Origin of the sequence: Streptomyces sp. NPDC057253 (assembly GCF_042669125.1) — a bacterium.
GTDB lineage: Bacteria > Actinomycetota > Actinomycetes > Streptomycetales > Streptomycetaceae > Streptomyces.
Genome location: NZ_JBHUXV010000049.1, coordinates 1 through 18,410 on the forward strand (window position 1 = coordinate 1; position 18,410 = coordinate 18,410).

The following is an 18,410-nucleotide window of genomic DNA, read 5'->3' on the forward strand; positions in this document are numbered from 1 at the left end:
CCGGATCTGGAAGGCGGGTAACCGCTGGAGGTGACCGGTACTAATAGGCCGAGGGCTTGTCCATATTTGCTCGCGTCCACTGTGTTAGTTCTGAGGCAACGACCGTGTGTTTTCCGGTCTAATCTCATAGTGTTTCGGTGGTCATAGCGTGAGGGAAACGCCCGGTTACATTCCGAACCCGGAAGCTAAGCCTTACAGCGCCGATGGTACTGCAGGGGGGACCCTGTGGGAGAGTAGGACACCGCCGAACAATTTTTGGGAAAACCCCCGTTCCATTCGGAACGGGGGTTTTTCTGTTTTCGTACTACTGTGGTCGACATGAATTACCTGATTCGGTCCGTCCGCGCTGATGAGTGGTCCGCCGTGAAGGCGTTGCGGCTGGTGGCGCTTCAGGATCCGATTGCACCTCTCGCTTTTCTGGAGACCTATGAGGACGCCGTTGGCCGGCCGGACTCCTTCTGGCAGGAGCGCACGGCTTCCGGCGCGGAAGGGGCACAGGGGGCACAGACGGTTGTCGCCGAGGCACCCGACGGTCGGTTCGTCGGGACGGTGACCGTGCTCATGGAGGAGGCCGGGACCACGGACTGGGCGGGGTTCCCCGTGGAGCGGAAGCAGGGGCATCTCGTGGGGGTCTTCGTGCGGCCCGAGGAGCGGGGCAGCGGGCTCACCGACGTGCTGTTCGACGCCGCTCTGGAGTGGGCGTGGGCGCACGGGGCCGAGCGGGTGCGACTGATCGTGCACGAGGACAACGGGCGGGCGCAGCGGTTCTATCGCAAGGCCGGGTTCGAGCCGAGTGGTGTGGTGGTGCCGCTCGCGGCGGTTCCGGGGCAGTCCGAGCTGGAGTTCGTGCTCGACCGTCCCTGACCGGACGGGGACTGCACGGGGGCTACACGGGCAGTTCGACGTCCGGCCAGCGGGTGCGGGCCTGTTCCCGGGACCGGAGCAGGGCCAGGGTCGGTAGCCCTCGGTCCGCTCCGGTGGCCAGCAGCTCCGGGAGCTGGGGAAGCGGAGCCACGGCTGCGACGTCGTCCAGGACGAGCGTCAGTGGTGGGTCGAGGCGACCGGCGGATGACCGTTCGGCCATGTGCCGGCCACGCTCGACCACGCTGGAGGTGAGGGCCGTCAGGAGGGGCATCGCGCCGGGGTTGGTTCTGGGGTCCTCGATGGATTCCCCCACCACATAAAGCGTGCCCCCTTCGTCGACGAAGGAATCCAAGGCGAGGGCATCATTTCGGTTGGGAGTGCATGCCTCGCGGATGTTGACGGTGAAGAGGGCGGAGAGGGCTCGGGCCGTCAGTTCCTGGGCGATGTCTCTGCGCTCCGGGTGGGCTGTCAGGGCTGCTTCGAGTTCGCCCGCGGCGCCTGGGGATGCCTTCGGGTGGGTGCGGAGGGTTCGTACCGCGTCCTGGATCTGGGTGCCCTGGCACCAGCGGTGGACGTGGCGGATGGTGCGGCCGTCTATGGCGGCAGCGTGGAGGTAGCTGCGGAGGAGGGTTTCCGCTACGTCGGTGACTGCCTGGTCGATTTTTGCGGTGGGGCGGATGGGGGCGAGGAGGGCGGTGGCTCTGGCCTTCGCTGTTTCCTTGTGCTCGCAGCCGGTGGTGGGGGACCAGTGGAGGCGGGCCGGGGTGTCGCAGAGGTGGGTGGGGTCGTAGACGTGGACCGGGCCGAGTTTGGCTCTGGCGTCCTTGGTGTCCTGCCAGATGGTGGGGTTCGAGGTGACTACGAGGGTGGGGCCCTCCGCGTCCCTGATGGTCTGGGTTGCGGTGGGGTGGCGGGTTTCCCTGGGGGCGTAGAGGACCGCGCCTTCGGCGCGTGGTGTTTCCCACCCGCCCACCCGTTCACCCTTGGACAGAGAAGTGGGCAGCTTGGCCGACGTCGCCGTTGCACGGAGTGGCGCAGCCGACTGGGGGAGCCCGGGTGGGTTGCTCGCCACGGGCGGCTGCGGCTGCGGCTCCGGTGCCGGTCTCGGGGCCGGTACCTCATGGGCCGGTGCCTCGTGTGCCGGTGTCTCAGAAGCAGGCGTCGGTTGCGGAGCCCTACGGCGTTCCCGGGCCGCCAGTTTCTCCGCTCTTGTTCTCGCTCGTACCGCTCTCCAGCGGGCCAGGGTTCCCATCACGAAGATGGTCAGGACGGCCAGGATCAGCAGTTGGCCGATGAACAGGCCCCAGACCAGGCCGTAGCCGGAGAGTTGGTCGGTCGGGGTGTCGGGCCAGGCGCCGGGGATGTCCTGGGGGTGGCCGATGAGGTGGCGCATGGCCAGGGGGGTGCGGGTGAAGGTGACGGCTCGGGGCCAGGTGCCGTGGGCGAGGAGGCCCGCGAGGCCCGTCGCCGTCCAGACCAGCAGGGTCATGCCGAGGAGGAAGGCGAGTATGCCGACCAACAGGCCGTCCGGGATGCCTCCCTGGGCGTCCCGAGCGTCCTGTCGGCGGTCGTCCGGTCTCACCACTGCCCGACCCTCCTACCTACGCCACCGTCGACTCGGAGTCGCCCATGTGCTGTTCGACGAAGGCCGCCGCCCTCTCCTCCGCCTCCAACTCGGCGGCGCGCAGGGCGTCGTCGGTCAGTTCGCGGTCCGCGGAGGACTCCGTCATCGCGCGGTCGGTGAAGACCAGCGGGCGTTCCGTCTCGGTGACCAGGTGTTTGACCACCTGGACATTGCCGTTGACGTCCCAGACGGCGATGCCGGGGGTGAGGGACGGGATGATCTCGACCGCCCAGCGGGGCAGGCCCAGGACGCGGCCCGTGGCTCGTGCCTCGTCGGCCTTCTGGGCGTAGATCGTGCGGGTCGAGGCCATCTTCAGGATCGCGGCCGCCTCCTTCGCCGCCGCTCCGTCCACCACGTCGGACAGGTGGTGGACCACCGCCACGAAGGACAGGCCGAGCCGTCGGCCGAACTTGAGCAGGCGCTGGAAGAGCTGGGCCACGAAGGGGCTGTTGATGATGTGCCAGGCCTCCTCGACCAGGAAGATGCGCTTCTTCCGGTCGGGGCGGATCCAGGTGTGTTCCAGCCAGACTCCGACGATCGCCATCAGGATGGGCATGGCGATGGAGTTGCGGTCGATGTGGGACAAATCGAAGACGATCAGCGGCGCGTCCAGGTCGATGCCGACCGTGGTCGGGCCGTCGAACATGCCCCGCAGGTCACCGTCGACCAGGCGGTCCAGGACGAGGGCCACGTCCAGGCCCCAGGCACGGACGTCCTCTATGTCGACGTTCATCGCCTCGGCCGACTCCGGCTCGGGGTGCCGTAGCTGCTCCACGATGTCCGTGAGGATCGGCTGGCGTTCGACGATCGTCTCGTTGACGTAGGCGTGCGCGACCTTCAGGGCGAAGCCGGAGCGCTCGTCGAGGCCGTGGCCCATCGCCACCTCGATGATGGTCCGGAGCAGGGCGAGCTGGCCGGTCGTCGTGATCGCGGGGTCGAGGGGGTTGAGGCGGATCCCCATGTCCAGGGCGGCCATGGGGTCCAGGCGGATGGGAGTTATCCCCAACTCCTGCGCGATCAGGTTCCATTCACCGACGCCGTCCTCGCCCTGGGCGTCCAGGACGACCACTTGGCGGTCGCGGAAGCGCAACTGCCGTAGGACGTAGGTCTTCTCCAGGGCCGACTTGCCGTTGCCGGACTCGCCCAGGACCAGCCAGTGGGGGGCCGGCAGCTGCTGGCCGTAGAGCTGGAAGGGGTCGTAGATGTAGCCCTTGCCGGAGTAGACCTCGCGGCCGATGATCACGCCCGAGTCGCCGAGGCCCGGCGCGGCGGTCGGGAGGTAGACCGCCTGGGCCTGGCCGGTGGAGGTGCGGACCGGCAGGCGGGTCGTCTCGACCTTCCCGAACAGGAAGGACGTGAAGGCGTCGGTGAGGACGGACAGCGGATCCCGCATGCTTGGTCCCCTACTTTCGGATGCCGGTGGCGAACGGAAGCGTGTTCACGAAGGCGCGGTGGTGCTCGCGGTCGCACCACTCCAGCTTCAGGTACGACTTTCCCGCCGAGGCCCGGATGGTCCGCTTGTCGCGGGCCAGGGCCTCGGGGGAGCGGGAGGAGACGGTGATGTAGCCGACCAGGTTCACGCCGGCCGCGCCGCTCGCGAGGTCCTCGCCGCGCTGGTCGAGGCGGGAGTGGGCGGCCACGTCACGGGGGTCGATCGTGCGGTTCATCTTGGCCGCGCGCGAGGCCTCCGCCACGTCGTTGGTCTTCTCGGTCAGCATGCGCTCGATGGCGACCTCGGTGGGTTCGAGGTCCATCGTGACGGCGACCGTGCGGATGACGTCCGGGGTGTGGACGAGGAGCGGTGCCAGGAAGTTGACGCCGACGGGGGTCATCGGCCACTCCTTGACCCAGGCCGTGGCGTGGCACCAGGGCGCGCGGGTGGAGGACTCCCTGGTCTTCGCCTGGAGGAACGTCGGTTCCATGGCGTCGAGTTCGGCCGGCCAGGCGTTGCGCTTGGTCATCGCCTGGATGTGGTCGATGGGGTGGTCCGGGTCGTACATGGAGTGGATCAGCGAGGCGAGCCGGCCCTGGCCGAGCGGCTGGCGGACCCGGATGTCGGCCTCCTGGAGGCGCGAGCAGATGTCGGTCAGCTCGCGGGCCATGACCACCGCGAGACCGGCGTCCCGGTCGAGCTTGCGGCCGGACTGGGGGCGGGCCGCGCGGGCCATCGCCTGGGCCTCGGCGGCCAGTTCGCGGGTGTAGTGCATGCAGGCGACCAGATAGGCGCGGTGCTGCTCGCTGCTGGTCGACACCATCGACTGGAGTTGGTCGTACGACGTCTGGAGCCAGGGCAGCGCCTTGTCGTCCCCGCGTACCGCGACGTCCTTGGCGTGGGCGTCGGGGTCGGCGGGCAGGGTGCGGGCGAGCATCTGGAGGCGGGTGACGAAACCGTCGCCGTTGGCCACGTGCTTGAGGAGGGTGCCGAAGCGGTCGACGAGGGCTTCCTGGTCCTCGGAGTCGCGCAGGCCGACGCCGGGGCCCTCGATCTCGATGGCGGCGGTGACGGTACGGCGGTCCGCGTGCAGCAGTACGGCGATCTCGTCGGGGCCGAAGGGGGCGGCGAGCCAGTTGATCCGGCCGATGCCGGGGGGCGGGCCGACCTCGACCTCGCGGCCGTCGACGTGGGTGCCGGCCTCCATGACGGAGGAGCGGTAGGTGGTGCCCTGGCGCAGGGTGCGCTTGTAACTGCGGTTGATCTCGAACCACTTGTAGAAGGTGCGGCGCTTGTACGGCACGTAGACCGCGGCCAGCGCGACGAGCGGGAAGCCCATCAGGAGCACGATGCGCAGGGAGAGCACCGGGACGAGGAGCCCGCACATCATGCCGAGGAACGCGCCCACGATGATGAGCGCGATCTCGCCGGTCTCACGGTTCCTGCCGACGATCGCGTTCGGCCGGGCGCGGCCGATCAGATATGTACGGCGGGGCGTGACCGTATGCGACACGTGGGACTCGGTCGTCAACGCCCGTCACCTCCTGTGCTGTTGCTACTGCCGTTGCGGGTGTTGCCGGCGTGCGGGGTGTTCACCGGGTTGGCCGCGCGGGGAGCGGGAGCGGCGGAGGGGACAGATCCGCCGCCTCCGTTCGGGGTGCGCGAGCTGTGCGCGGCGACTCCGCCGGACGCCGGGTTGCTCGGGCGGGCGCCCGAGCCTCCGGAGGCCTGACCGTTGTTGTCGGCCCGGGAGCTGTGGGTCTTGATGCCCTGGGCGACGAGGGTCGCGGGGGAGCTGATGACGGCTGCCGCCTTGCCCTCGGCGTTCTGCATGATGCGGTTGTTGCGGGAGCCGGCGATCTCGTCGCCGAAGCCGGGGACGAAGCGGTAGATCATCGCGCTGGCGAAGATGGCGAGCAGGATGATGGCGAGGCCGGAGACGACGGCGGAGAAGGCGTCGGGGCCGTCGTCGGAGGAGAGGGCTCCCGCGAGGCCGAGGACGATGACGATGACCGGTTTGACCAGGATGACCGCGATCATGATGCCGGCCCAGCGGCGGACGTGGCCCCAGAGGTTCTTGTCGACGAGGCCGGCGTAGACGACGGTGCCGAGGAGGGCGCCGACGTAGAGGAGGGCGGCGCGGATGACGAGCTCCAGCCAGAGGACTCCGGCGGCGAGGATGCTGACCAGGGAGACGACGATCAGCATGATGGGGCCGCCGCCGATGTCGTTGCCCTTCTCCAGGGCGCCGGAGAAGGTGCCGAAGAAGGTGTCGGTCTGGTCGCCGGTGGCTTTGGCGAGGACCTCTGAGACGCCGTCGGTGGCGGAGACGACGGTGTAGAGGATGAGGGGGGTGAAGGCGGAGGCGAGGACGGTCAGCCAGAGGAAGCCGATCGCTTCGCTGATGGCGGTGGTGAGGGGGACGCCTCGTACCGCGCGCTTGGCGACTGCGAGCAGCCACAGGAGGAGGGTGAGGATGGTGGAGGCGGCGAAGACGACGGCGTACTGCTGAAGGAACTTCTGGTTGGTGAAGTCGACGTTGGCGGTGTCTTTTACGGCTTCGCTGAGCTTGTCGATGGTCCAGGCGGCGGCTTTGGCGCAGCTGTTGGCCAGGGAGGACATGGGGTCGAGGGTGGTCGTGGGGTCGTCGGTGATCGACCCTCCGCTCGACTTGTTGCTGCGGTCGCTCTCGCACAGAGTCCTCGCGGCGCCGCTGAGGAGACGGCAGGCGTCGTCGCTCGCCGAGGGCGTCGGTGTGGGCGTGGGGGCCGCGAAGGCGCGGGCCGCGAGCAGCACGGTCGCGCTCTGTACGGCCGTGACCGCGGCGGCGGCCTTGAGCACGTAGCGACTACCGGGCATAGGTGAACCCTCCGTACTCGTCGACAGCCTTTGCCATCTCGTCGGCGCTGGAGGCCCGGTCGTCGCCGGGGACGGGCGCCGGGCCTTCCTTCTGGGACTGTGTGGCGACCTTCCAGTCGCCGGAGACCCAGTCGAGCTGCATGGTGATGGTGAACCAGCTGTTGGTGACGGGGTTCGTGGAGTTCTCGCCCGCCATGCCGAGCAGCCCGCTGCACCAGACCTCGACGGTCACGCTGTTCTGGGCGGACGCGGTGACCTTGGTGCCGATGGGACTCGTACGGGATACGAAGGTGTAGCCGGCGGGCGTGGAGCCGTCGTCGTTCAGCCCGACGGTCTTGTTGAAGGCCGGTGTGTAGGCCCGGTCCAGGGTCGACCGGAACCCGTCCAGACGCGCGGGGGCGACGACGGTCTGGAGGATCGCGTCCCGCCTGGCCTTGTCGAACATGTCGGCGGCGCCCAGCGCCACCGCGTAGTTCGCCGCCGCGCTCTGGGCTCCCTGCGGGTCATGCGCGTAGCCGGTGGGAATCGCACCCGAGGTGCCCTGTACCGGTTTGGTCCCGGTCGGGGCCGTGGACGAGCTCTTCGGTTTGTCTCCTGTTCCCGTCGCCGTGGAGTCGGAGGTGTTGTCGCCGCGGTTCGCGAAGGCGATGGCTGCGATCAGGAGGATGATGACGCCCACGACCGTGATGAGGCTTCTGGAGCTGGAGCGGGGGGTGCGGCGGGCGCCGCCGTAGACGTCGCCGGGGCGCTCCGGGTAGCGGGTGCGGGTCTGGCCCGTGCCGCCGTAGCCCTCGTGGTCGTCTCCCGGACTCATGCCGCTCACGCCCCCTCGACGTCGTACGAAAACCCGTAGGAGTACGACGGTAGCCGCGCTGGTTCCCGCGCGGGTGCGGTGTGGTGACTCGACATCAGGGAACGCAACCTCAGCCGGTGGGCACTGCGGACGGGTGGGGTAGGAGGGGGTACCGGGGGTGCCCGGCCGGACTGGAGGTGCGTCGACCGGACGCGACGGCTATACGGCCATGCCGTACACGATGGTGAAGAGGGTGCCGAGCGATCCGATGATGAAGACTCCGGTCAGGCCCGCGATGATGAGGCCCTTGCCCTGTTCCGCGCTGAAGGTGTCCCGCAGGGCGGTGGCGCCGATGCGCTGCTTCGCGGCGCCCCAGATGGCGATGCCGAGGCAGAGCAGGATGGCGACCGCCATGACGACCTGGATCATCGTCTTCGCCTCGGTCCCCAGCGCACCGAAGGGCCCCCAGTCGGGAGCGATCCCGCCGATGATGGTGTTGATGTCTCCCTTGTCGGCCGCAAAGAACATGTAAGTCACCGCCCCTGGTGGGTAGTTCCGCTTCCCCTGCGTGGGCGCAGAGGTCAGGCCTCATTGTCGCCGACAATTCCGCCGTCGTATGTCGACTTGGCGTCATTGGTTGGCGGGTTTCGTACGAATGACTGTCTGGTCACTCTGTGTATCACGGCAGGTCACGCCGGGCAATGAGGCCTGAGCGGAACCTGTCGTGTGGTTCCGTCGTTGACCCCTCTTACGACCTGCGGTGCTTCTGGCACCGATGTTCCCCGGGTGAAGGCTAACCCGGAGCGGCACCGGCATGACGAACGGGCCGCGGGAGGGGAGCCCGCGGCCCGTTCGTTGACGGAGAGTCAGCTGGTGAAGCCGCTGACTCCCTCCGGGGTGCCCCAGCCGGTCGGTCCGTCGTAGCCCGAACCGGCGGTGCAGAAGTAGCTCGTGGCGCAGGTGCCGTTGTTGCCCGAGGTCACGTCGTTGAGGGCGGAGGTGTGCTTGTAGGGGTACTGGGCCGGATAGTCGCTGCTCCCGGGGGTGCCGGCCAGCGCGTAGACGCCGGCGATGATCGGGGCGGAGGCGCTGGTGCCGCCGAAGGTGTACCAGCCGGCGGTGACGCCGTAGGAGTCGTAGACGGAGACTCCGGTGGCCGGGTCGGCGACGGCGGAGACGTCCGAAATCATGCGCTTGCCGCAGCCGGTGTCGGTCTGCCAGGTGGGCTTGGCGTCGTAGGCGGAGCAGCCGGAGCCGGTGCCCTCGGTCGAGCTCGTCTTCCAGACCGTCTCGGTCCAGCCGCGGGCGTTGGAGGCGGTGGCGAGCGCGGTGCCGCCGACCGAGGTCACGTACTTGGAGGCGGCCGGGTACTCGGCGCCGTAGTCCGCGTCACCCGCGCTGACCGTGATGGCGACGCCGGGGTGGTTGAAGTACGAGGAGTCGTACGAGGTGTCCGAGGAGGACTCGGAGCCTCCGTAGGAGTTGGAGACGTACTTGGCGCCCAGGGTGACCGCCTCGTTCACGGCGGTGCCGAGGTTGGCCATGGTCGCCGACTTGGCCTCGACCAGCAGGATGTGGGCGTCCGGGGCGATCGCGGAGACCATGTCGAGGTCGAGGGAGATCTCCTCGGACCAGCCGGCGTCGCTGCGGGGCAGGGAGGTGGTGGAGCCGGTCTGGGAGACCTTCTTGAAGCAGCCGTTGGCGGTGGTGCAGGCGGGCAGGCCGTAGTACGAGCGGTACTGGGCGAGGTCGGCCTCGGCGTTGGGGTCGTTGTAGGCGTCGACGATGGCGATGGTCGCGCCGGTGCCGCCCGAGGCCGCGGCGGAGGTCAGGCCGTAGGCGGAGCGCAGGTCGCTCGGGCCGTAGCCGGTGGGGGTGGCGGCGGAGGCCTTCGGGGTGACGCCGCGGGCCTGCTGGGCCTTCTGGAAGGCCGTGATGCCGCCGGTCACGCGCAGGGAGTTGCAGGCGAGTTCGCCGGCCTTCTTGGGAGTGGCGCAGGGAGTCGCGGTCCAAGTCACCTTGGACGAGGCCGTCGCGTCCGCGTGGACGGCGGTGCCGAGACCGGCGAGGGCGAGGGCGGCCGTGGCGGCCGTGGCGGTGCTGACGCGGCGCCATCTCAGCCGTATGTGGGGGAAGTCGGTACGCAAGGTGCAGCCTCCTGAGGTGGTGGAACAGGGGCGGTGCGGGTGCGTGCCGTCGGTGTGGGTTCCCGGCGGCTGGGGGGCGGCCTGCGACGACGGTCCTCTTGTTGAGGACGTGACAACAAGGGACCCGGTGGATTCCTGACTGACGCCTTACCGAACGGGGTGTCGGCGTTACCCGGCGATGGAAGCTCGTTGGACTGCGGGCGGCGCTCGCTTGACCCGGTGGGCGGAGGTACGGCGAACGGGCCGCGGCCGGATGCCGCGGCCCGTTGCCGTTGTGCCGCCGAGGGGACCCCACGTCCCCCTCTCAAGGGCGGCGCCCCCGTGACCCGACGGGGACGTTCAGAAAGCGGCTCAGCCGCCGAAGGCGCCGAGGCCCTGCGGGGTGCCGAGGCCGGTGGGGCCGTCGTAGCCGGTCCTGGCGGTGCAGAAGTAGCTCGTCGAGCAGGTGCCGTTGTTGCCCGAGGTCACGTCGTTGAGGGCGGAGGTGTCCAAGTAGGGGTACTGGGACGGGTAGTCGCTGCTGCCCGGGGTGCCCGCGAGGGCGTACACCGACGCGATGATCGGGGCGGAGGCGCTGGTGCCGCCGTAGGTGTTCCAGCCGGTGCCGTCGGAGCCGTAGGAGTCGTAGACCGAGACTCCGGTGGCGGGGTCGGCGACGGCGGAGACGTCGGCGATCATGCGCTTGGTGCAGCCGGTGTCGGTCTGCCAGGAGGGCTTGGCGTCGTAGGCGGAGCAGCCGGAGCCGGTGCCCTCGGTGGAGCTGGTCTTCCAGACGCTCTCGGTCCAGCCGCGGCTGGTGGAGGAGGCGGACAGCTTGGTGCCGCCGACCGCGGTGACGTACTTGGAGGCGGCCGGGTACTCGGCGCCGTAGCCCTCGTCGCCGGCGGAGACGGTGATGGCGACGCCGGGGTGGTTGAAGTAGGAGGAGTCGTACGAGGTGTCCGAGGAGGACTCGGAGCCGCCGTAGGAGTTGGAGACGAACGTGGCGCCCAGCTTCACGGCCTCGTTCACGGCGGTGCCGAGGTTGGCCATGCTCGACGACTTGGCCTCGACCAGCAGGATGTCGGCGTTCGGGGCGATGGCGGAGACCATGTCGAGGTCGAGGGAGATCTCACCGGCCCAGCCGCTGTCGGCGCTGGGCAGCGAGGTGGTGGAGCCGGTCTGGGAGACCTTCTTGAAGCAGCCGTTGGCGACTGTGCAGGCGGGCAGGCCGTAGTAGCTGCGGTAGGTGGCCAGGTCCGCGGCGGCGTTGGGGTCGTCGTAGGCGTCGACGATGGCGATGGTCTCGCCGGAGCCGTAGTTCGCGGACGCGTCGGTGAGGCCGTAGGCGTCCTGGAGGTCGCTCGGGCCGTAGCCGGTGGGGGAGGCGACGGAGGCCTTCGGGGAGATCGTCGCGGGCTTGACGCCCTTCCTCGCGGCCTGTGCCTCCTGGAAGGCGGTGGTGCCCCCGGTGACGCGCAGGGCGTCGCAGGACGCGTAGCCCTTCTTCGGGGTGGTGGCGCACGCGCTCGTGTACCGCACGTGGGCCTTGGCGACCGCGGCCGCGATGGCCTTGCCGCTCACCTGGTGGGGCGTGGCCGCGTCGGCGTGCGCGGCGGTGCCGAGGCCGGCGACGAGCAGGGCGCCGGTGGCCGCGGCGGCGGAGCCGATCCGACGCCATCTGCCGGATATGTGGGGGGAGTGGGAAGTACGCAACGTACAGCCTCCTGGGAGTGGTTGCAGAGGCCTGCGGTGGGGGACCACCGGTGAGGTTCCCGGTGGGGGCGGCGACCCGCGTAGACCATCGCCTTGTTGAGTACGTGACAACAAGACACCCGACGGAATCCTGACTTCCGCCTTACTGAAGGGCGTTGCGGGCTTACTGATCAGTGGCGGCCCGATGGGCGGGGGATGGTTCCGGCTTGACCATCCGTCCGCGCCGCCCAGAAGGCCCGCAGGGCGTCGGCGAGCGCCTCGGGGGCCTCTTCGGCCATGTGGTGCCCGGAGTCGACGGGGCCGCCTTCCAGTGGGCCGCCGGCCCAGTCGCGCCAGACGGCCAGGACGTCGCCGTAGAGCTCGGCCATGTCGTCCCGGGTGGCCCACAGGATCTGGAGCGGGCAGCCGATGCGCCGGCCCGACCGCTGGTCGGTGTCGTCGTGCTCCCGGTCGACACCGAGCCCGGCGCGGTAGTCCTCGCACATGGCGTGCACGGTGGCCGGGTCGTGGATGGCGCGGTGGTAGTCCTCGTAGGCCTCGGCGCCCATCTGTTCGGGCGTGGCCGTGTACCAGGCGTCCGGGTCGGCGTTGATGACCCGTTCGGCGGGCTTGGCCGTCTGGCCGAGGAAGAACCAGTGCCACCAGCTGGCGGCGAAACGGGCGTCGCAGCGGCGCAGGGCCTCCCCGATGGGGACGGCGTCCAGGACGCTGAGCGCGGACACCGCCCCGGGGTGGTCCAGGGCGAGGCGGGTCGCCACGTACGCGCCCCGGTCGTGCCCGACGACCGCGAACCGCTCGTGTCCGAGCCCCCGCATCACGTCGAGGCAGTCGCCGGCCATGGCGCGCTTGGAGTACGGGCGGTGCTCCGGGTCGGTCGAGGGCTTGTCGGAGCCGCCGTAGCCGCGCAGGTCGGGGCAGACGACGGTGTGACCCGCCTCGGCCAGCAGCGGGGCGACGCGGTGCCAGGTGGCGTGGGTGCGGGGGTGGCCGTGCAGCAGGAGCACGGCCGGGCCGCTGCCGCCGTGCCGCACCCGCAGCCGGACGCCGTCCCGGCCCTCGCGGTGGGTCAGCTCGAAGCCGTCGAACACACGGGCCTCCTGGGGGTCGGATGTCCGGACCCGACTGCCCAGGGGGGTGCGGTCCACACGCGGTCGGGTGTCCGGACCCCACGGCCCGGGCCTCGCGTCCCACAGGGCCCGTACGCCGGTTGACGCTTTTCTCACCTTCGTACGGAATGCTGGCGTCCGATGAAGCGCACGCCACGTACCGCTCTGTACGCCGTCGTCGTCCTGCTCGCCGTCACCGCGTCCTCCGAGGCGATCGCGGACGACGGGACAGGGCCGTTCGGAGTGACCGAGGTCGCCCCCGCCACCGCGCAGAACGCCATGGTGGGCGCCCTGTTCGACGGCAAGCAGCACATCTGCACCGCCTCCGTCGTCCGCAGCCCGGAGCGGGACCTCGTGGTCACCGCCGCGCACTGTCTCGACGGCGACGACGACCTGGTGTTCGTGCCCGGGTACCGGGACGGGACGGCGCCCTACGGCAGGTGGAAGGTGGGGAGGCGGTATCTGCCCGCGGGGTGGTCCAAGGACCAGGACGAGGACAGCGACCTCGCCTTCGCCACGGTGGACGGAAAGGTCCAGGACCGCGTCGGCGGGAACCGGTTCACGACGGGTACGGCGACCGGGGCCACCGCCGTCACCGTCACCGGGTACCCCTCCTCCCGGGACGTGCCGATCACCTGCACCAACAAGCCGACCGCGCACAGCCGTACGCAACAGCGCATCGACTGCCCGCAGTTCACCGGCGGGACCAGCGGCAGTCCCTGGGTGAACGGGAACGGACAGGTCGTCGGGGTGCTGGGCGGCCACGAGGAGGGCGGGGTGACGCCCGACGTGTCGTACAGCGTGGTGCTCGGGGCGGAGGCGGCCGCGCTCTACCGGGGCGCGGTCTGCTGATCTTTGTGCCGACCCCGCCGAGTACCCCGGTTTCCGTCGGGGAAGCTCATAAACTGGCGCGGGCGGACTCCCGGTCGGTGAGGGGCGGTTGACGGTGCGTAAGGCGTGGCTCGTGACGGGCGCCGTTCTCGGGGCGGGGCTCAGCTTCGTGATGCTGCTCGTCGTGGGGGTCTACGTCGTCGCCGGGAACCTCGCCGGCGGGGTGGGCGGAGCCGGCAAAGCCCTGGCCAAGGGCGCGGTGCCGGCCGCCTACCGGAACCTCGTGCAGAAGTGGGGCAACCTCTGCCCCGCCATCAACCCGGCCCTGCTCGCCGCCCAGCTCTACCAGGAGAGCGGGTTCAACCCCAACGCGCAGAGCGCGGCCGCGGCGCAGGGCATAGCGCAGTTCATCCCCGGGACCTGGGCCACCCACGGCGTCGACGGCGACGGGGACGGCGACAAGGACGTCTGGGACCCCAACGACGCCATTCCGTCGGCGGCTTCGTACGACTGCTCGCTCGCGTCCTACGTGAAGGACGTGCCGGGGAACCTCACCGAGAACATGCTCGCCTCCTACAACGCGGGCGCCTACGCGGTCATCAAGTACGGGGGCGTGCCGCCGTACAAGGAGACCCAGAACTACGTGAAGACCATCACGACCCTGGAGGAGAGCTTCGCCGCGCCGACGAGCCGGGTCGATCCCTCCAAGCAGGCCGCCGGTGCCATCTACTACGCGCAGAAGAAGCTCGGGACGCCCTATTTGTGGGGCGGCACCGGTACGGCCGCGCAGGGCGGGCGCTTCGACTGCTCGGGGCTGACGCAGGCCGCGTACAAGACGGTGGGCATCACCCTTCCGCGCGTCGCCAACGACCAGTACAACGCGGGCCCGCATCCGGCCAGAAGTGAACTGTTGCCGGGGGACCTGGTGTTCTTCTCCAAGGACCCGACAAATTCGCGTGCCATCCACCATGTGGGGATTTATGTGGGCGGCGGATACATGATCGACGCACCGAGAACGGGTGCTGTGATCCGGTTCGACCCGATCGACACTTCTGAGTACTTCGGCGCCACCCGGGTCACCGAAGATGGCGCGAAAGCATTGCCCACCACGGTGTGACCGAGCGTGAAACCCACCCCCTGAGCTGCGGCGATGTGTCTCTCTTCGATAACGTCTGCGTGATCATTCAGTGGAGTGTGGAACGTATTAACGGGAGCCGTGCGTTCCTGGGGCGTAGCCGAGCGCACATGGGTACGCCGGGAAAGACGACGAAGGGGCCGCAGCACCATGGCTGTTCTCGCCGGATCCGGGTCGAACCCCGACGTCGACCTGCTCTACGACATCAACGGCCTGGCCAAGGACGCCCCGCACTGGTTCGACCGGGTCATGGAGTACGTCGGGGAGTACGGGATCCTGCTCGGGATGGTGCTGCTCATCCTGTGGTGCTGGTGGGGCGGGCGCCGGCGCGGGGGTGAGGACGCGGCGTCCTCCGTGGCCGCGCTGGTCTGGGCGCCGCTCGCCGCCGCGCTCGCCGTGCTCGTGAACGTCCCCATAAGGGGGTTCGTCGAGCGGCCCCGGCCGTTCCGGACCCATGAGGGGCTCGAGGTCCTGGTTTCCGGGAAGACCGACTACTCCTTCGTCAGCGACCACGCGACGATCACGATGGCGATGGCCGTCGCGTTGTTCGTGGCGAACCGGAAGTTCGGCGTGGTCGGGATTCTGCTCGCGCTGCTCGAGGGGTTCTGCCGGGTGTACATGGGGGTGCACTATCCGACGGACGTCGTCGGGGGGTTCGCGCTCGGGACGGCTGTGGCGCTGTTGTTGTCGCCGCTTGCGATGGCTCTGCTGACGCCGCTTATGAAGGCGGTCGAGGGGTCGTCCAAAGGCGCGTGGTTGATTCGGGCGCGCGGGAGTGAGCGGGGGGCTTCTTTGATCCCCGGGGCTCGGCGGGGGACTGCGGCTTCCGAGAGGGATCTCGCCGCTTAGATGCCGGGTGCGGCTGCGTTGTGGCTTGTCGCGCAGTTCCTCGCGCCCCTGAGGGGGCGCTACAGCGACTGTGGGTACGAGAAGAACCCTTCCGGGTCGTACTGCTTCTTCACCCTCGTCAGCTTGGTCACCGCGTCGCCGTAGTACGCCTTGCGCCAGTCCTTCAGGGTGGGGTCCGTGTAGTTCTGGTAGGCCGCTCCTGAGGCGTACGGCCTCATCGCGTCGTGGGCCGCGTCCAGCCAGGACCGGGCCGCCGTGCCCGTGGTTCCCGCTCGCCAGGAGCCGATGTACTGGGCCAGCATGCGGGAGCGGCGGTGGACGAAGGCCGTCGCCGTGGGGGAGACCCGGTTGACCGCTCCGCCGAGGGCGGTCAGGGCGATGCTGCCCGAACCGCCCCGGACCGAGGCGATCTGCCGCAGCAGGGTCTGGATGCCCGCGGCGGAGATCGAGCGGTCGAAGAAGTCCGAGTGGGCCGCGTAGGTCTCGCGGCCGAGCGCGCCCTGCGGGTTGCGGTTCGGCGTGGTGCCGGGCAGGTGGCACTTGGCGTCCGTGGCGAAGGACGAGCAGCCCGCGTACGCCTCCATCGCGCTCTCGTAGGAGTGCCGCCGAAGCGTCACACTGCGGGCCGGGGCGCCGACCCGGTCGGCCAGCCGGTCGAGGGCGTTCTGGAGCTCGCCATAGGTGCCCAGGGAGAAGGCCGCGACCGCCACCGAGGGGGAGCCGCCGTTCTCCAGGTGGCAGGAGGACCAGATCTCGTCGGGCTGGTCGGGGCCCCACTCCTGCCAGGCCCTGACCACGGCGGCCGCCCTCGACCACGGCCAGGTCACGTACGCGGTCACACCCTGCGGGGCCGGGTGGGTGCGGAAGTGCAGCTCGGTCACCACGCCGAAGTTGCCGTTGCCCGCCCCGCGCAGCGCCCAGAACAGGTCCTTGTTCGTGGAGGCGTCCGCGGTGAGCTGCTTGCCGTCGGCCGTGATCAGCGTGGCCCCGGTGAGGCTGTCGCAGGTGAGGCCGTAGGCCCGGGAGGCCACGCCGTGGCCGCCGCCCAGCACCAGGCCGGAGACGCCGACGGTCGGGCAGGAGCCCGCCGGGATCGTCACGCCCTTCGCGGTGAGCGCCCGGTAGACGTCGATCAGCTTGGCCCCGGCGCCGACCACGGCGGTGCCGCCCGAGGCGCGGACGCGGTTCAGCTCGGAGACATCGACGATCAGCCGGTTGTTTCCCGAGGACCAGCCGGCGTAGGAGTGGCCGCCGTTGCGGATGGCCACCCGGAGGCGGTGGGCGCGGGCGTAGGCGAGGGTGGTGCGGATGTCGTCCGGGTGTGCCACGTACGCGACCGCGGCGGGCCTGAGCGAGTCGAAGCGGGTGTTGTAGAGCTGGCGGGCGGTCGCCCAGTCGGCGTCGCCGGGGCGCACCAGGGGGCCGTCCAGGTCGCGGGCGAGCGCGGCCCAGTTCGGGGCGGCCGAGGCGGGCGTACGGGAGGAGAGCTGCCGGTCGAGGGTGCTCCGGGCGGCGCCGGCGCTGCCCTTGCCCTCGCACGCGGCGGTGGCGACCGCCGCGATCGCGGCCGCGCCGCCTCCGATGAACGTACGCCGTTCCATGTGTCGTGCCTTTCGTCTGCCTCGCCTACCGTGGAACGAGACGGGGCTGATGAGGCGTGGGTTCCCGTGCAGGTTCCGGAATCACACCGTGCCCTCGACGTAAGCGTTCCGTGACCTCACCGCACCGTCCACAGGGGTTCACCCCCCGTTCACTTCCGGCCATAGGCGCCTTCACCTGATCTGCCTAATTTCGGCCTTACGCGATGCGTGGTGTGCCTCGAATGCACATCCGTATCACCCAGACTTCGCGCACGCCGCCGGATTCAGGACGGCGGCTCCCGGAAGGAACTCAAGTGAAGCTTCAGCGCAAGAACCGGCGGGCCCTCGCCTTCGGTGCTCTCGCCGTCTCCGGCGCCCTGGCCCTCACGGCGTGCGGCTCCGACGACACGAGCAGCGGTGGCGACAGCAGCGCGTCCTCCACGGCCAACGCCAGCAGCATCAAGTGCGACGACGCCAAGGGCCAGCTGCTCGCCGACGGCTCCTCCGCGCAGAAGAACGCGATCGACGCCTGGGTCAAGCAGTTCACGCAGGCCTGTGGCGTGCAGATCAACTACAAGGGCGGCGGCTCCGGCGCCGGTGTGACCGCGTTCAACAACGGCCAGGTCGCCTTCGCCGGTTCCGACTCCGCGCTGAAGCCCGAAGAGGTCACCGCCTCCAAGAAGGTCTGCTCCGGCGGTCAGGGCATCGACCTCCCGATGGTCGGCGGCCCGATCGCCCTCGGCATCAACATCTCCGGCGTCGACAAGCTCACGCTGGACGCGCCGACGATCGCCAAGATCTTCAACTCCAAGATCTCCAAGTGGAACGACCCGGCGATCGCCAAGCTGAACCCGGGCGTCAAGCTGCCGGACCTGAAGATCCAGGCGTTCCACCGCTCGGACGACTCCGGCACCACGGACAACTTCACCAAGTACCTGATCGCCACCGCCAAGAGCGACTGGCCCTACGAGCACGGCAAGACCTGGGTGGCCAAGGGCGGCCAGTCCGCCGCGCAGTCCTCCGGTGTGGCCCAGCAGGTGAAGCAGACCAACGGCGCCATCGGCTACTTCGAGCTCTCCTACGCCAAGGACGGCATCACGCCGGTCAGCATCAACACCGGCGCCTCCGCCGCGGTCGAGCCGACCGTCGAGAACGCCACCAAGGCCATCGCCGACGCCAAGGTCGTCGGCACCGGCTCGGACCTCTCGCTGGAGCTCAACTACGGCACCAAGGCCGAGGGTGCCTACCCGATGGTCCTGGTCACCTACGAGATCGTCTGCGACAAGGGCAACAAGGCCGACACCCTGGCCGCCACCAAGGCGTTCCTGCGCTACACCGCCTCCGAGGACGGCCAGAAGGTCCTCGCGGACAACGACTACGCCCCGATCCCCGAGGACATCATCGCCAAGGTCCGCACCACCATCGAGGGCCTGAGCTGACCTGAGTGTGCGGTCCGGTCCGGGGCCCCGCTTCAAGGGGCCCCGGCCGGCCGCAC

The 18,410-nt window shown here is 69.7% G+C and carries 15 protein-coding genes and 1 rRNA gene; 6 read left to right on the forward strand and 10 right to left on the reverse strand.

What is annotated here, in order from left to right:
• Positions 1-133: 133 nt before the first annotated feature.
• Positions 134-250 (forward strand): 5S ribosomal RNA (gene rrf, locus ACFULQ_RS25440).
• Positions 251-318: 68 nt separating this feature from the next.
• Complete coding sequence (locus ACFULQ_RS25445; RefSeq protein ID WP_383547482.1) at positions 319-864, forward strand: GNAT family N-acetyltransferase; 546 nt, start codon at positions 319-321, stop codon at positions 862-864.
• A gap of 22 nt (positions 865-886) precedes the next feature.
• Here the strand turns inward: ACFULQ_RS25445 and ACFULQ_RS25450 are convergent, their stop codons facing one another.
• The 9 genes from ACFULQ_RS25450 to ACFULQ_RS25490 form a co-directional block, all read right to left on the reverse strand.
• A complete protein-coding gene (locus tag ACFULQ_RS25450; RefSeq protein WP_383547655.1) occupies positions 887-2,446 on the reverse strand; it encodes a type VI secretion protein in 1,560 nt (519 codons plus the stop codon).
• Between the two features lie 19 nt (positions 2,447-2,465).
• Positions 2,466-3,881, reverse strand: a complete 1,416-nt coding sequence (locus ACFULQ_RS25455; protein WP_383547485.1) for an ATP-binding protein — start codon at positions 3,879-3,881, stop codon at positions 2,466-2,468.
• 10 nt (positions 3,882-3,891) lie between these two features.
• Positions 3,892-5,451, reverse strand: a complete 1,560-nt coding sequence (locus tag ACFULQ_RS25460; protein ID WP_383547488.1) for an SCO6880 family protein — start codon at positions 5,449-5,451, stop codon at positions 3,892-3,894.
• The gene (locus ACFULQ_RS25465; RefSeq protein WP_383547491.1) at positions 5,448-6,779 is read right to left on the reverse strand and encodes a hypothetical protein; all 1,332 of its coding nucleotides are present in this window, start codon (positions 6,777-6,779) and stop codon (positions 5,448-5,450) included. The genes ACFULQ_RS25460 and ACFULQ_RS25465 overlap by 4 nt, the downstream gene beginning before the upstream one ends.
• Positions 6,769-7,593 carry a hypothetical protein gene (locus ACFULQ_RS25470; RefSeq protein WP_383547494.1) on the reverse strand — a complete coding sequence of 275 codons (825 nt, stop codon included), beginning with the start codon at positions 7,591-7,593 and terminating at the stop codon, positions 6,769-6,771. Before ACFULQ_RS25470 ends, ACFULQ_RS25465 begins: the two co-directional genes overlap by 11 nt.
• A 198-nt stretch (positions 7,594-7,791) precedes the next feature.
• Positions 7,792-8,100, reverse strand: coding sequence for a hypothetical protein (locus tag ACFULQ_RS25475; protein ID WP_123761709.1), 309 nt, complete (start codon positions 8,098-8,100; stop codon positions 7,792-7,794).
• A 338-nt stretch (positions 8,101-8,438) separates the two neighbouring features.
• Positions 8,439-9,719, reverse strand: coding sequence for a peptidase S8 (locus ACFULQ_RS25480; protein WP_383547497.1), 1,281 nt, complete (start codon positions 9,717-9,719; stop codon positions 8,439-8,441).
• A gap of 351 nt (positions 9,720-10,070) precedes the next feature.
• Positions 10,071-11,414 (reverse strand): peptidase S8, encoded by a 1,344-nt coding sequence (locus ACFULQ_RS25485; protein ID WP_383547500.1) that lies wholly within the window; start codon positions 11,412-11,414, stop codon positions 10,071-10,073.
• Between the two features lie 170 nt (positions 11,415-11,584).
• Positions 11,585-12,502, reverse strand: coding sequence for an alpha/beta fold hydrolase (locus tag ACFULQ_RS25490; RefSeq protein ID WP_383547503.1), 918 nt, complete (start codon positions 12,500-12,502; stop codon positions 11,585-11,587).
• A gap of 159 nt (positions 12,503-12,661) precedes the next feature.
• Here ACFULQ_RS25490 and ACFULQ_RS25495 point away from each other — a divergent pair, with 159 nt between their 5' ends.
• The 3 genes from ACFULQ_RS25495 (at position 12,662) to ACFULQ_RS25505 (ending at position 15,335) form a co-directional block, all read left to right on the forward strand.
• Positions 12,662-13,372, forward strand: coding sequence for a trypsin-like peptidase domain-containing protein (locus ACFULQ_RS25495; RefSeq protein ID WP_383547506.1), 711 nt, complete (start codon positions 12,662-12,664; stop codon positions 13,370-13,372).
• Positions 13,373-13,460: 88 nt separating this feature from the next.
• Positions 13,461-14,468, forward strand: coding sequence for an NlpC/P60 family protein (locus ACFULQ_RS25500; protein WP_383547509.1), 1,008 nt, complete (start codon positions 13,461-13,463; stop codon positions 14,466-14,468).
• A 168-nt stretch (positions 14,469-14,636) separates the two neighbouring features.
• On the forward strand, positions 14,637-15,335 hold the full coding sequence (locus tag ACFULQ_RS25505; protein WP_383547512.1) for a phosphatase PAP2 family protein: 699 nt from the start codon (positions 14,637-14,639) through the stop codon (positions 15,333-15,335).
• Between the two features lie 59 nt (positions 15,336-15,394).
• On the opposite strand, the gene ACFULQ_RS25510 is transcribed toward ACFULQ_RS25505, so the two are convergent.
• Positions 15,395-16,936 (reverse strand): FAD-binding oxidoreductase, encoded by a 1,542-nt coding sequence (locus ACFULQ_RS25510; RefSeq protein ID WP_383547515.1) that lies wholly within the window; start codon positions 16,934-16,936, stop codon positions 15,395-15,397.
• Between the two features lie 293 nt (positions 16,937-17,229).
• Here ACFULQ_RS25510 and pstS point away from each other — a divergent pair, with 293 nt between their 5' ends.
• Positions 17,230-18,354, forward strand: coding sequence for a phosphate ABC transporter substrate-binding protein PstS (gene pstS / locus ACFULQ_RS25515; protein ID WP_383547518.1), 1,125 nt, complete (start codon positions 17,230-17,232; stop codon positions 18,352-18,354).
• The last annotated feature ends 56 nt before the right edge of the window (positions 18,355-18,410 follow it).